At 72.1% G+C, this 13018-nt stretch carries 12 protein-coding genes; 8 read left to right on the top strand and 4 right to left on the bottom strand.

The genetic code is table 11. The features are described 5' to 3' along the window. The first annotated feature begins 36 nt into the window (after window positions 1–36). The 3 genes from ACTWQF_RS21080 to ACTWQF_RS21070 all read left to right on the top strand — a co-directional run bounded on the left by ACTWQF_RS21080 (window position 37) and on the right by ACTWQF_RS21070 (window position 3722). The gene (locus ACTWQF_RS21080) at window positions 37–675 is read left to right on the top strand and encodes a hypothetical protein (protein WP_443281150.1); all 639 of its coding nucleotides are present in this window, start codon (window positions 37–39) and stop codon (window positions 673–675) included. Between the two features lie 265 nt (window positions 676–940). Then, window positions 941–2767, top strand: coding sequence for an AMP-dependent synthetase/ligase (locus ACTWQF_RS21075; RefSeq protein ID WP_443281149.1), 1827 nt, complete (start codon window positions 941–943; stop codon window positions 2765–2767). A 115-nt stretch (window positions 2768–2882) separates the two neighbouring features. Further along, on the top strand, window positions 2883–3722 hold the full coding sequence (locus tag ACTWQF_RS21070) for an aldo/keto reductase (protein ID WP_443281148.1): 840 nt from the start codon (window positions 2883–2885) through the stop codon (window positions 3720–3722). A gap of 107 nt (window positions 3723–3829) precedes the next feature. Here ACTWQF_RS21070 and ACTWQF_RS21065 read toward each other — a convergent pair whose 3' ends face one another. Next, on the bottom strand, window positions 3830–4135 hold the full coding sequence (locus ACTWQF_RS21065; protein ID WP_443281147.1) for a 4a-hydroxytetrahydrobiopterin dehydratase: 306 nt from the start codon (window positions 4133–4135) through the stop codon (window positions 3830–3832). A gap of 93 nt (window positions 4136–4228) precedes the next feature. On the opposite strand from ACTWQF_RS21065, the gene ACTWQF_RS21060 reads away from it, so the two are divergent. From ACTWQF_RS21060 to ACTWQF_RS21050, 3 genes are all read left to right on the top strand, one after another. Then, the gene (locus ACTWQF_RS21060; protein ID WP_443281146.1) at window positions 4229–5038 is read left to right on the top strand and encodes a helix-turn-helix domain-containing protein; all 810 of its coding nucleotides are present in this window, start codon (window positions 4229–4231) and stop codon (window positions 5036–5038) included. A 40-nt stretch (window positions 5039–5078) separates the two neighbouring features. After that, window positions 5079–5387 carry a YrhK family protein gene (locus ACTWQF_RS21055; RefSeq protein ID WP_443281145.1) on the top strand — a complete coding sequence of 103 codons (309 nt, stop codon included), beginning with the start codon at window positions 5079–5081 and terminating at the stop codon, window positions 5385–5387. 153 nt (window positions 5388–5540) lie between these two features. Beyond that, window positions 5541–6614 carry a fatty acid desaturase family protein gene (locus ACTWQF_RS21050; protein ID WP_443281144.1) on the top strand — a complete coding sequence of 358 codons (1074 nt, stop codon included), beginning with the start codon at window positions 5541–5543 and terminating at the stop codon, window positions 6612–6614. A gap of 5 nt (window positions 6615–6619) precedes the next feature. Here ACTWQF_RS21050 and ACTWQF_RS21045 read toward each other — a convergent pair whose 3' ends face one another. Next, window positions 6620–8743 (bottom strand): phage holin family protein, encoded by a 2124-nt coding sequence (locus tag ACTWQF_RS21045; RefSeq protein ID WP_443281143.1) that lies wholly within the window; start codon window positions 8741–8743, stop codon window positions 6620–6622. A 210-nt stretch (window positions 8744–8953) separates the two neighbouring features. Here ACTWQF_RS21045 and ACTWQF_RS21040 point away from each other — a divergent pair, with 210 nt between their 5' ends. Next, window positions 8954–9730 (top strand): MBL fold metallo-hydrolase, encoded by a 777-nt coding sequence (locus ACTWQF_RS21040; RefSeq protein ID WP_443281142.1) that lies wholly within the window; start codon window positions 8954–8956, stop codon window positions 9728–9730. Window positions 9731–9783: 53 nt separating this feature from the next. Beyond that, window positions 9784–10380, top strand: coding sequence for a DedA family protein (locus ACTWQF_RS21035; protein ID WP_443281240.1), 597 nt, complete (start codon window positions 9784–9786; stop codon window positions 10378–10380). Window positions 10381–10417: 37 nt separating this feature from the next. Here ACTWQF_RS21035 and ACTWQF_RS21030 read toward each other — a convergent pair whose 3' ends face one another. Both ACTWQF_RS21030 and ACTWQF_RS21025 read right to left on the bottom strand, forming a co-directional pair. Further along, on the bottom strand, window positions 10418–11704 hold the full coding sequence (locus ACTWQF_RS21030; RefSeq protein ID WP_443281141.1) for an MBL fold metallo-hydrolase: 1287 nt from the start codon (window positions 11702–11704) through the stop codon (window positions 10418–10420). Beyond that, window positions 11705–13009, bottom strand: a complete 1305-nt coding sequence (locus ACTWQF_RS21025; protein WP_443281140.1) for an aminotransferase class I/II-fold pyridoxal phosphate-dependent enzyme — start codon at window positions 13007–13009, stop codon at window positions 11705–11707. It abuts the gene before it with no gap. Window positions 13010–13018: the final 9 nt, after the last annotated feature.

Below are 13018 nucleotides of genomic sequence, written 5' to 3'. Positions count from 1 at the left end.
GTGCCCGCCGCGTGGTCCGACCGTAGTCTGCCCTGCGTGGATGCGCAGGGGGAGACCGAGGATGCAGCGAGGCGGCGGGGCCCGAAGGCCGCGCGGGCGGCCAAGTTCGGCTGTGTCGCGTTGCTCGCCGCGCCGTTCCTGCTTGTCGCCGGGGGCATCGGCGCGTATCTGATCGCGCAGGCCATCCCGGAGGACTACCCGGAAGCCGAACCGGAGACCGTGGCCCGCCGGATCACGGGCACCTCGGCGGCGGTGACCGGGGCGCTCCGCCTCGGCGGCCCTGACACTGACGGGTGGGGCAGGCAGTGGACCGGCTCCGACCCCGGCGTCGATGTAGGCCCGGGCTCCTGCTATGCGGACGGGCTGGAGAACTGGCTGGAGAAGCCGGTCCCGGGCGCGTTCTTCCTGGCTCACGCCTGGGAGGTGGCGGACGTCTCCGAGGCGGAGGCGAAGCCGGCACTGCGCCGCACCGCCGCGTATCTGCGCCGCCACGGCTGGCATATCACCGAGTTCTCGCACGAGAACACGCGCAGGTATCTGAATGCGGAGCGGAACGGCGACGAGGTGGCGCTCACCTGGACGGAGACCCACCCCGGGTCCGGACCGCTGGAGGGCCGCACGTTCTCACCTTGTACGTACGACCCGACCCCGCACGGGGATCTTCCGGCGCTCTAGGGTTGCCGCGAAGGGGGTGCCCCTTCTGTCACACCTACCCCCAGTAACACACGTGTCTCACGAAGAGTCCGCTTCGCCTCGCGAAGGTTCCGTGGAGAAACGCGGCGGACGAGGAAACAACCTCGCGGCCATCTGTGAGCACGGCGGCGAACTGTCCCAATTGACCGACTGACCTGCAGCGACACCCCTCCCGATCACCATGCCCGATCGGATACGGTCACTCGCGCGGTGGCACATGTCACTGTGCAGTCGAGGAGCAGAGTCTTTGCGCGAGTTCACCGTTCCGGCCCTGGTGACGACGCCCCAGGTTGGCGGGGTGGCCGATGCCGTCTTCGGGCACGCCGACCGGACCCCACAGCTGCCGCTGCTGGCACGTAAGGACCCGGAAGGCAACTGGCAGGACGTACCGGCTGCCCGGTTCCGGGACGAGGTCGTAGCGGTCGCGAAGGGATTGCTGGCCCAGGGTGTCCGGTTCGGGGACCGCGTGGCGCTGATGTCGCGCACCCGCTACGAGTGGACCCTGCTGGACTTCGCGCTGTGGGCGGTCGGCGCCCAGTCCGTACCCGTCTATCCGACCTCCTCGGCCGAGCAGGTGGCCTGGATGCTGTACGACGCCGAGGTGACGGCCGCCGTGGTCGAGCACGAGGACCATGCGATGACCGTCGGCTCGGTGATCGACCAGCTGCCGCGGCTGAGGAAGCTGTGGCAGCTCGACGCGGGGGCCGTGCAGGAGCTGATGGCCGCGGGGGCGCACATCGAGGACGAGGTCGTCCACCGGCACCGCCTCGCGCTCACCCCGGACACGGTCGCCACCATCATCTACACCTCGGGCACCACCGGCCGCCCCAAGGGATGCGTGATCACCCACGCCAACTTCATGGCCGAGACGGACAACATCATCGCCCGCTACGACGGGGTCTTCAGCGCCAAGCCCGGCGAACAGGGCTCGCTGCTGCTGTTTCTGCCGCTGGCCCATGTCTTCGGCCGCATGGTGGAGGTCGCGGCGGTGCGGGCCGGGCTCAAGGTGGGGCACCAGCCGCAGATGACGGCGCGGGCGCTGCTGCCCGATCTGGCGGCATTCCGGCCCACCTTCGTCCAAGCGGTGCCGCACCTGTTCGAAAAGATCTTCCAGAGCGCACACCGCAAGGCCGAGTCCGAGGGCAAGCTCGGCCCGTTCGAGAAGGCCGTGGACGTGGCGGTGCGGTATGCCGAGGCGGTCGAGCACAAGGCGTTCGGCACCGGTCCGGGCCCCGGCGCCTCGCTGCGTATGCAGCACCAGCTCTACGAAAAGCTCGTCTACACCAAGCTGCGCGACGCCATGGGCGGCCGGTGCCGGTACGCCATGTCCGGCGGCTCCGCGATGGAGCGCCGGCTGGGATTGTTCTTCGACGGCGCCGGGATGCGGATCTTCGAGGGGTACGGGTTGACGGAGACGACGGCCGCCGCCGTCGCCAACCCGCCCGAGCGCCCCCGCTTCGGCACGGTCGGTCAGCCGGTGCCGGGCACCACCGTGCGGATCGCCGAGGACGGTGAGATCCTGTTGCACGGCGGACAGATCTTCGGCGGTTATCTGAACAACGCACGTGCCACCGGGAGCACGCTGCGCGACGGCTGGTTCGCCACCGGCGATCTGGGGGTCCTGGACGACGACGGCTATCTGACGATCACCGGGCGCAAGAAGGAGATCCTGGTCACCTCCAGCGGCAAGAGCGTCTCCCCCGGCCAGCTGGAGGAACGCGTCCGTGAGCACCCGCTGGTCGGCCAGTGCATCGTTTTGGGCAACGACCGGCCGTACATCTCCGCACTGCTCACCCTCGACCAGGAGGCGGTGCAGCACTGGCTCGCCATGCGGGACAAACCGGAGCTGGACCCTGCCGAGCTGCTGCAGGACGAGGATCTGGAGACGGAGATGCGCAGGGCGGTCGTCGCGGCGAACACCCAGGTCTCCCAGGCGGAGTCCATCCGCACCTTCCGCATCCTCGCAGCGCCCTTCACCGAGGAGGACGGGCTGCTGACACCCTCGCTGAAGCTGCGCCGGGGGGCGATCGAGGCGGCGTACGCATCCGAGATCGAGGCTCTGTACCGGAACTGAACAAACTCGCGTTCGACAAGGAACAGATGTCCGGCGCAGATCGTTGACCCGGGGCGAACGAACACCGGAGAACAATCGCCGACAAGGCAGAACGACGAACGTAAGGACCCATCGCGTGAGCAACGTTCCCACCACCACGCTCAACAACGGCGTCGCGATGCCGCAGCTCGGCTTCGGCGTCTGGCAGGTGCCGGCCGACGAGGCGGCGACGGCGGTGACCACGGCGCTGGAGTCCGGCTACCGCAGCATCGACACGGCGGCGGTGTACGAGAACGAGGAGGGCGTGGGCCGCGCCATCGCCGCATCCGGCCTGCCCCGCGACGAGCTGTTCATCACCACCAAGCTGTGGAACTCCGAGCAGGGCTTCGACACGACTCTGCGCGCCTTCGACACCTCCCTCGACCGGCTCGGCCTGGACTTCGTGGATCTGTACCTGATCCACTGGCCGATGCCGGACGTCGACAAGTACGAGGACACCTGGCGCGCCTTCGAGAAGCTCTACGCCGACGGGCGGGCCCGCGCCATCGGCGTCTCCAACTTCCAGCCGACACACATCAACCGCCTCATCGAGCTGGGCGGCACCGTCCCGGCCGTCAACCAGATCGAGCTGCATCCCCGGCTCCAGCAGTCCGTGCCGCGTGCCTTCCACGCGGACCACGGCATCGCCACCGAGGCGTGGTCGCCGCTCGGCCAGGGCGGCGACCTGCTCGACGACCCCACGCTGAGCGAGATCGCCGGCCGGCACGGCAAGACCGTCGCCCAGGTGGTGCTGCGCTGGCACCTTCAGCTGGGCAATGTGGTGATCCCGAAGTCGGTCACCCCGTCCCGGGTGCGCGAGAACGTCGACGTCTTCGACTTCGAGCTGAGCGGTGAGGACATGGCCCGGATCGGGGAGCTGAACACCGACAGCCGGATCGGCCCCGACCCGGACACGATGAACTGGCTGGGCGACTGACACATTTCCGGTGAGGGGGGTGCCCCTGGCCGAAGCGTGCGGACTGTACGTACGTTGTGGCTGATCGCGCAGTTCCTCGCGCCCCTACGGGGCGCGTCTCCCCTGCGCTAGCTGGCTCCGTGGCCCGGTGCGATTTCCTCGATCCGCCGGGCCAGTGCGATGTCCAGCTCGGTGATGCGGCCGCCGACGCTGTGGGTGTTGACCGTCACAGAGAGCGAGTTGTAGCCCAGCGTCAGGTCTGAGTGGTGGTTCAGCTCCTCCTGGATCGCGGCGATGTGCATGGCCATCGCGGCGGCCGGGAGGTGACCGCCGAGGGAGTAGGAACGGGAGACGCTGTCGCCGTCGGTCGTCCAGTGCGGAAGACCGGCCAGCGCCTGCTCGGTCTCCTCGGGGGTCAGCGGCTGGGGCGCCATGGGGGTTTCCCTTCCTCGGGTCGGCTGCGCGGTCTGCTTGTCGTCCGGTCCAGGGCCCCAGCGTGCCACGCGGGTTCGGTTACCGTCTGGTCCATGACCGCTGTGACCGAAGGACCCGCCGACGCGCCCACCGTAGGGGTGCTGCTACGCGAGTGGCGCGAGCGCGCGGGGCTCAGCCAGCTCGAACTGGCGCTGCGCGCCGACTCCTCCGCGCGGCACATCAGCTTCATCGAGACCGGACGCACCGCGCCCAGCCGCGACATGGTGCTGAAGCTGGCCGCCACGCTGGACGTTCCGGTGCGGGAGCGCAACACACTGCTGCTGGCCGCGGGCTTCGCACCGGCCTTCGCCGCGACCCCGTTGGACGACCCGGCCCTGGATCAGGTGCGCGGCGCGCTGGGGAGGATGGTCGCCGCGTACGAGCCGTACCCCGCGCTGGTGCTGGACGGCTGCTACACGGTGGTGGCCGCCAACCAGGGCATCGCGGCGCTGCTGGAGGGAGTGGCGCCGCATCTGCTGGAGCCCCCGTTGAACGCCATGCGGATCACTCTGCACCCCGAGGGCCTGGCGCCCCGTATCCGCAACCTCGCCGAGTGGCGGGGCCATCTGCTGGACCAGATGAGCCGACAGCTGGCCCTGCACCGCTCCCCCGCTCTGCGCGCCCTGCACGACGAGGTCGCCGCGTATCCGGTGCCCGGGGGCGCCGACCCGGCGCCGGCCTTCGCGGAGGAACAGCGGTTCGCCCTTCCCATGGTCATCGAGCACGGCGGGCAGACCCTCTCGTTCATCTCCACCATCGCCACCTTCAACACGCCCCTGGATGTGACCGTCTCCGAGCTGGCGGTGGAGACTTTCCTCCCGGCCGACCCGGCGACCGCCAAGGCGCTGCACCACAGCGGCTGACCGTCGGCGTCACGTCCTCGACCGTGTAGCGTCCTGGACCGTGTCGCAAAATCCCCCACATCACCACAAGAGCGGCAGTCTCACTTTGCACATCGGCAAGGAGGAGCTGGTCGTCCGGCAGCGCTATGAGGCGGCCAGCATTGCCAACGACGTACTGATCGCCGTCTGGTTCCTCATCGGCAGCATCATGTTCTTCTCGCCGGACTGGACCGGTACCGGAACGTGGTGCTTCGTGTTCGGCAGCGTGGAGCTGTTGGTCCGTCCGGTCCTCCGGCTCACCCGGCAGCTCCACCTCCAGAAGGTGCACGGTGCAGCGCTCGGCGCCGGGGCCTCCGACCAGGACTACTGACCGTCCCCTACGGGGCGTTCCCCGGGAAGACTCTCCGGGATGACCCGGAGGACGGGTGTAGCTAGCTACACCCGTCCAGGAGGCCAGACCCCCGCCCCGACAGGCGGGCTGGGCGGCTGTCGGCAGCGGCCCGCAGCCGGAAGGCTCGCGGGTATGACGACAGCGATCGACGCACCGCAGCCGCTTGCCGCTTCCGACGGCTCCGGCGCCGGGCGGCCGGGCAGCGACTTCTCCCGGCTCTCCGCACGGATCTCGGCGGCCGGGCTGATGACCCGCAGGCCGCTCTACTACGCCGTACGCCTCACCCTCGTCGGGCTGGCGTTCGCCGCCGGCTGGGTGGCCCTCTTCACCGTGGGTGCCTCATGGTGGCAGCTCGCCGTCGCCGCGTATCTGGGCGTGGTCTACGGCCAGCTGGCGCTGGTCGCCCATGACCTGGCGCACCGCCAGGTCTTCCGCGGCCGCCGGGCCGGTGAACTGTTCGGCCGGGCCGTCGGCAACCTGTGCATAGGGATGTCGTACGGCTGGTGGATGAACAAGCACACCCGGCACCACGCCAACCCCAACCACGAGGACCTCGACCCGGACGTCGCGCCCGACATCCTCGTCTGGTCGCGGGAACAGGCGGCCGAGGCGCGTGGGCTGCCGCGGTTCATCGGACGGCACCAGGCCGCGCTGTTCTTCCCCCTGCTGACGCTGGAGGGCTTCAATCTGCACGTCTCCAGCTTCCGTGCGCTGCGCCAGCCGCATATGAAGCGCAGGTGGCTGGAGGGCGGGCTGCTTCTGGTGCACACTGCCGCGTATCTGGGGGCGCTGTTCTGGGCGCTGCCGGTCGGTATGGCCTTCGCGGTGCTCTTCGTCCACCACGCGGTGTTCGGCGTCTACCTGGGCAGCATCTTCGCGCCCAACCACAAGGGCATGCCCACCCTCAAGGGCGACGAACGGCCCGACTTCCTGCGCCGTCAGGTGCTCACCTCGCGCAACGTGCGCGGCGGACTCCTCACCGACCTGGCGCTGGGCGGGCTCAACTACCAGATCGAGCACCATCTCTTCCCCAGCATGCCGAGCCCCCATCTGCGCAAGGCGCAGCCGCTGGTGCGGGACTACTGCGCGGAGATCGGGGTCCCGTACCACGAGACGGGGCTCGTCGCGTCCTGGCGCGAGGCGCTGGCCCATCTGCGCGACGTGGGCACCCCCCTCCGCGAGGGCTCCCCCACGCCGAAGGGGTAGCCCTCTCAGACGCGGGGTGCCGTCGGCAGGGGCTCCGTGCCATGGGGGGTGGCCAAATTGTCCGCCCCTCCCAGGAGGTGGGGCTCTGCGGACTCGGCGAGCCAGCGCCGCAGCACCCGGTGCACGGCCTCGGCGCCGACCAGCTCCTCACCGGGCTCCACCGGCGGCGACAGCTCCAGCGGGGACAGCAGGAACGCATGGCCCTGCTCGCCGCCCAGCCCGCCGTGCGAACCGATCTGCTCCTCGAAGGCGTGCACGGTGCCCGTCTCCGGATCGAGCGCGGAGTTGACCATGATGTCCGCGGCATGCGGGAACCGCGCCGTCCGCAGTACTGCCTCGGCCGCGCCAGGTCCGAACGGGGCCAGCGGGTCGCGGGCGCCCACCACCTCGCCGGTCACCAGCCGGTGCTCGCACCCGCCGGCGCCCAGCACCACAGGACCGTGCTCGGCGCTCTGCACCAGCACGAAGCCGATGCCCGGGTGTTCGGCCAGCGTGGGCAGCAGCGCGGGGCGCAGCGCGTCGATGCGCTCCCGGGTCAGCCGCCCGGGTTGGTCGGGGAACGAGATCAGCCCGAGGTTGCCGGAGGCCAGTACGACGGGTCCGGTGTCGCGCCGGGGCTTGCGCGGCGCCTCCTGTCCGGACTCCTCGGGGCGGTGCAGTGCGGCACGCGCCGCCGTACGCGCCTCCGAGCCGCTCGCGGTCCGCCCGGCACGGCGGGGCACCTGAAGCCCGCTGCCCGCCCGTACCAGGTCCTCCAGCGTCAGCCCGTACGCCTCCTCGAACGTCTCCCCCGGGCTCTGACCGTGGTCGGAGAGGAGTACGAGGCGGTACGGGCGCGGGGCACGTTCGGCGACCTTGGCGATGAGCTGTACCGACCTGTCCAGCCGGCGCAGCACCTGCCAGGTGTCCCGGCCGCGCGGCCCCGAGTGGTGTGCCACCTCGTCGTAGCCGACCAGATCGGCGTAGACGGCGGTACGCCCACTGAGCATGTCGCCGAGCACGGCGGCCACCACCACGTCTCGCTCGACGACGGTGGCGAAGGCCCGGATGAACGGGTACAGCCCGCCTCTGCCCACCCGTGGACGCTCCCGCCGCAGCAGCGCACGCGTGGACTGGACCGTTTCGCGGACCGCTTCGGCGACGAACGAGACCGCGGTCCGGGTGGCGTTGGCGGGGTCGGAGAAGTAGGCGAAGTACCCGGCGCGGGAGCGGGTCTCCTTGCCGCGGCGGGCCGAGACCGAGAGCACCAGCGCGACCTGCCGGGCGCCGCCGGTGAACAGGTTGCCGCGACTGGCGCCGTCCTGCGCGAGCAGCCCCAGATCGCCGGTGCGCTCGACGGCGCGGCGCTGGAGCTCGGCAGCGCTGGTGGGCCGGTTGCTGACGACGACCTCGCCGGTCTCCTTCTCGTACCAGCGGAAGGCGGGTACGTCCTCGTTGCTGCCGTGCAGGATGCCGAGCTGGCTGGCGCCGGTCTGGCTGGACCAGTCGGTGCGCCAGCGGGTGAGCCGGTGGCTGCGCCCGTACAGCGCGGCGACGGCGGGCATCAGCGGCTTGCCGTCCGGGGGTGTCTCCAGTGCTTCCTTGAGCACCGCGTGCCCGAGCCCGTCGAGCTGGAGGAAGACCGTGCCCGGGGTGCCGGGTGGCGCACCCCGGCCCTCCCGGCGCCTCCTGCGGCCCGCGATCCGGGCGAGCCGGTGGCGGTAGGCGCGATCGTCCCGTACCGCCAGGAATGCGTTGGTCGCCGAGGACGCCGCCGACATCACGGCGGCCACCACGACGGCCATCGACGGATCGGCGCTGCCCCCGCCGTACGGGATCAGGGACAGGGCGAGCCACAGCAGGGACCCGTTGAGGAAGAAGACCAGCAGCCCGAGGACCAACGCCGGCACCAGCAGAAACGCGCGCACCAGCAGCGGCCACACCAGGGCGCTCAGCAGGCCGAAGGCCCCGGCGCCCGCGGCGGCGGTGACGCCGATCACGGTGGCGCTGTCGCCGCCGGCGGACTGGAGCCGGAAGTCCGGCAGCACACCGGCGAGCACGAGCATGGTCAGCGTGCTGACCAGCCAGACGGCACCGACGCGCAGCGAGGCCGCGCCCAGTCGCCGCCACGGTATGCGGGGTACGCCCACGTTTGTCAGGTCACCTCCCTCCCGGCTTATTGGACAACCTCCACTTTTGCACAGCCTCGCCCCTTCGCTGTGCTGGTGAGGGGGTGCCCCTGCCTGATATCCGCAGGCTGCGGGCAGTTTGTGGCTGGGCGCGCAGTTCCCCGCGCCCCTGCGGGGCGCAGCACGCGACGTCCTAGGCTCGTAGGTGCCGCAGGGAGGAAGGAGCCGGATGTGCCGGTCGAGGTCACCTGGTGGGGGCATGCCACCGCCACCGTGCGGGACTCGGGGGTCACGGTGCTGACGGACCCGCTGCTGGTGCGGCGCCTCGCCCATCTGCGGCGCCGCCGTGGTGCCCTGCCGCCGCCCCATGCGGCCCGGGCCGATCTGGTGCTCGTCTCGCATCTGCACGCCGACCATCTGCACCTTGGCTCGCTGGCCATGCTGGCACCTGGCACCCGTGTCGTCCTGCCGCACGGCGCGGTGCGGGCGGTGCCCGGCCTGCGGCGGCTGGCCGGGCAGTTGGAGCTGACCGAGGTGGTCCCGGGCGACAAGGTCACGGCGGGCCCGGTGACCGTACGGGCCGTTCCCGCCGCGCACGACGGGCGGCGGCTGCCGGTGGGACCGCACATCTCGCCCGCGCTCGGGTTCGTGGTGACGGGCGAGGAGCGCACGTACTTCGCCGGTGACACGGGGCTGTTCGACGGGATGGCGGAGGCGGTCGGCGAGGTGGACACGGCGCTGCTCCCCGTCGGCGGCTGGGGGCCCTTCCTGGGCGAGGGACATCTGGACGCGCGCCGGGCCGCCGAGGTGCTGGTACGGCTGCGGCCGCGCAGCGCGGTGCCGGTGCACTTCGGTACATACTGGCCGGTCGGTCTGGACGCGGTGAGGCCGCACGAGTTCCACTCGCCCGGCATCGAGTTCCAGCGGCTGGCGGCGCGGCCGGCGCCGGAGGTCACGGTGCATCTGCTGGAGCACGGGGAGAGCGTGCGGCTGGAGGCGGACAGGTGAGCGGTGCGCTCCCGGACCGGTGGGGCGCGGTCGCCCACACCGTCTCCGAAGCGGTGGTGCCCCCGCCGGAAGCCACCCAGCAGGCCCTGGGCTACCCCTCGTTGTTTCTGCTGGTGGTGCTCGGCTCGCTGGTGCCGGTGGTGCCGACCGGGGCGCTGGTCAGCAGCGCCGCCGTGGTCGCGCTGCACCAGAGCCTGCCGGTGTTCGCGCTGCTCGCCGTCTTCGGCGTCGCCTCGCTCGCCGCCTTCCTCGGCGACATCGGGCTGTACTGGCTGGGCAAACGCGGGGTCGGCTCCAAGAACGGCTCGCGCTGGCTGTCGGCGCTGCGCGAGCGGGCCGCGCCCGAACGGCTCGCCCAGGCAGACGCCCGGCTGCGCGAACACAGGATCGCGGTGCTGGTCGTCTCGCGGCTGATCCCCGCGGGGCGCATCCCCGTGATGCTCGCCTGTCTGCTGGCCCGTATGCGGATACGGGAGTTCGCCCGCGGCGACGTGCTCGCCTGTCTGGCGTGGGCCGCCGTCTACCAGCTCCTCGGCGTCGCGGGCGGCTCCCTCTTCCCCCGCCCCTGGGAGGGCATCGCCGCAGCCGTCGCCCTGACGCTGCTCATGAGCGCCATACCCTCGCTGTGGCGCCGGTTGCGGTCGCGCTGACGCGGACCTTGCCGCATGGGGGCGCGCCCCGAAGGGGCTAGGCCGGCTCCAACACGCGGGACGCGCCAACTGGGAGGTCCCACAAATCCCCGCGGGGGCGCTCGGCCTTGCGCCAGGCAGCCCTCACCCGCGTGAGCGGCTCCAGCGGCGGCTCACCCGACAGCAGAAAGGTGGACCAGTGCATGGGTGCCATCCGGCGGGCGCCGACGTCCTGGCAGGCCAGCACGGCCTCCTCGGGGTCGGTGTGCACGGGGCGCAGCATCCAGCGCGGGTCGTAGGCGCCGATGGGCATCAGCGCCAGGTCGATTCCGGGGTAGCGGCGGCCGATCTCGCCGAACCAGTGCCCGTATCCGGTGTCGCCCGCGAAGTACACCCGCTGCCCGTGCTGGTCGGTCAGCACCCAGCCGCCCCACAGGGAGCGGCAGGTGTCGGTGAGGGTGCGCTTGGACCAGTGGTGGGCCGGTACGAAGTCGAAGCGCACCCGCCCGCCCTCGGACGCGGGCAGCTCGGCACCCTCCCACCAGTCCAGCTCGGTGACGGTGGTGAAGCCACGCTTACGGCACCAGCCGCCGAGCCCCGCCGGTACGAACAGCGGGGTGGAGCGCGGCAGTCTGCGCAGGGTGGGCGCGTCGAGATGGTCGTAGTGGTTGTGCGAGATGACGACTGCGTCGACCTTCGGCAGGTCCTGCCAGGCCACGCCGACAGGGGTGACGCGGGCGGGAGTGCCGAGGATCTTGCGGGACCACACGGGGTCGGTCAGCACGGTCAGACCGCCGATCCGCACCACCCAGCTGGCGTGTCCGGCCCAGGTGACGGCGATGGTGTCGGCACCGGGGTCGGGCATCGGGCCCGGCGCGAAAGGGAGCTTGGGGATCTCCTCGGCGAGCGCGGTGCCGATCGGCCGCATCGCGCCCTCACGGGCGAGCCGGGCCATGGCTCGCACCCCGGGCAGCGGCGAGGTGAGCCGGTCGGTGAACGAGCGGGGCCAGAGCCGGCGGGCCCCGACGGGACGCGGCGGGGAGAGCGCCGGCGGCACCTCCCGGCCGGAGGCTGGGGGAGGCGGCTGGATGAGCACATCGGTGGGACCGGTACGGCCGCCGCCCCCGGCGCGGGCAGGCGCCGACGACTCCTCGCCCGGAGGCACCTCCCGGCCGGAGGCCGACGGGGACGCGGCTCCGTCGGAGGAAGCGCCCGGGGCGCCGCCGGACCCGCCCTGAACGGCTCCGGGCGTTGTGGGAGTCCCGGCCGTCTCGGCGGTTTCCGCGGAGGCGGGCCCTTCAGGCAGGGGTGAGCGCTCGGAAGGCTGTCCGGTCCGTTCGGTCATCTACTGAGGACTCCCATCCGTGAGGTCGACCAGCACCGACTGCACCTGTGCCAACGCCTCGGCCACGCCGGGCCATTCCCCCGGGTCCGGTTCGGCGGCCTGCTGAGACCGTTCCGTATCCACCGGGTGACCTGCGGGCCGGCCCCCACCGGGGCCGGGGAGGGCGGCGGTCAGCAGGTCCGTGGTCAGCCGCACCCGCAGCTCGTGCGGATCGTCACCGAAGCGGTGCCCGCCCACCGCGTAGGGCCCCAGCCGCCGCACCAGCTCGGCCTCCAGCCCGGCTGCGTCGGTGATGCCGTGCGCGGCGAGGCGGGGCCGGAACGGGTCGAGGTCGGCGTACAGATGGCGGTCCAGATGCGGGGGCCGGCACACGGCGCCCGCGTCGGTGACCGCGCGGTGCAGAGCGCGGGCCAAGCCGCCGTGCAGCCGCGCCGCGGCGGACCGACGGGAGCGCAGCTCCGCGGAATCGCCGAGCAGCTCGGCGGCAGCCGTCGCTACCGGGCCGGGCAGATCGGCGCGGAGCGCGGCCAGCGCCTGATGCGCCTGCTCGCCGAGGAGCTGTCCACGGCCCGTGCCGGGGAACCGGGCGATCCCGGGGGGCGGTCCGGGCCGCCGGAACGCGGCACCCCGTCCGGCCTCGAAGGCCACGTCGAACGCCGCGTCGAGACCGGCGAGCACCACCACATGGTCGGCCCGGCCCGCCTCGGTGAGCATCTCGGCCGGGCTGACGATCACGGTGTCGTGCGGGTCGTGCGAGGTGTCGCGCCATGTCTCGTCGCTGACGATGAGCAGCCCTTCGGCGACGGCGGCCTCGCACACCTCGTGCAGCAGTTCCGGCGGCGGGGCCGTCCCGGTGACCTCGTCGGCCACGGAGAGCACCAGCGCCTGCGGGACCTCACCCGCCTCCCGTGACCTGCGTACGGCCTCCAGCAGCGCGAACGGGTCCGGAATCCCGCCGCACTCCACCGGCACCGGCACCGTGTGCACCGCCCGGCCCAGCAGCCGCGCCTGCTCCGCGTACCAGGAAGCGCACGGGTGCGGGAGCAGCACGCTTCCGCGCGCCCGCGCGCCCGCGCGCCCGTCCCCGCCCGCGGAGCCTGCCTCTGCGGCACCGCTGCCCGCTGCGGCCAGCACCCCGAGCAGTATCAGAGGGGTGCCGGGCGCGACGGCGACCTGCGCGGGATCGGTGGGCAGACCGCGCCGGTGCCAGTAGCCGCCAGCGGCCTCGCGTACGGCGGTCGCGGAGGGGGCAGCGAGCGGGCCCACGTCCGCTTCCCCTCGCACGCCCTGGTCCGTGCGCCGCATCCGCTCCGC

Origin of the sequence: Streptomyces sp. 8N114, from assembly GCF_052245835.1 — a bacterium.
GTDB lineage: Bacteria > Actinomycetota > Actinomycetes > Streptomycetales > Streptomycetaceae > Streptomyces.
This window is presented reverse-complemented; position numbering and strand designations above follow the sequence as displayed.

Coding starts and splice junctions, on each gene's coding strand:
- ACTWQF_RS21065 (WP_443281147.1), bottom strand. CDS start 4,135: ATGGCGCCCCAGCCGCTGACCCCCGAGGAGACCGAGCAGGCGCTGGCC.
- ACTWQF_RS21060 (WP_443281146.1), top strand. CDS start 4,229: ATGACCGCTGTGACCGAAGGACCCGCCGACGCGCCCACCGTAGGGGTG.
- ACTWQF_RS21050 (WP_443281144.1), top strand. CDS start 5,541: ATGACGACAGCGATCGACGCACCGCAGCCGCTTGCCGCTTCCGACGGC.
- ACTWQF_RS21030 (WP_443281141.1), bottom strand. CDS start 11,704: ATGACCGAACGGACCGGACAGCCTTCCGAGCGCTCACCCCTGCCTGAA.
- ACTWQF_RS21025 (WP_443281140.1), bottom strand. CDS start 13,009: ATGCGGCGCACGGACCAGGGCGTGCGAGGGGAAGCGGACGTGGGCCCG.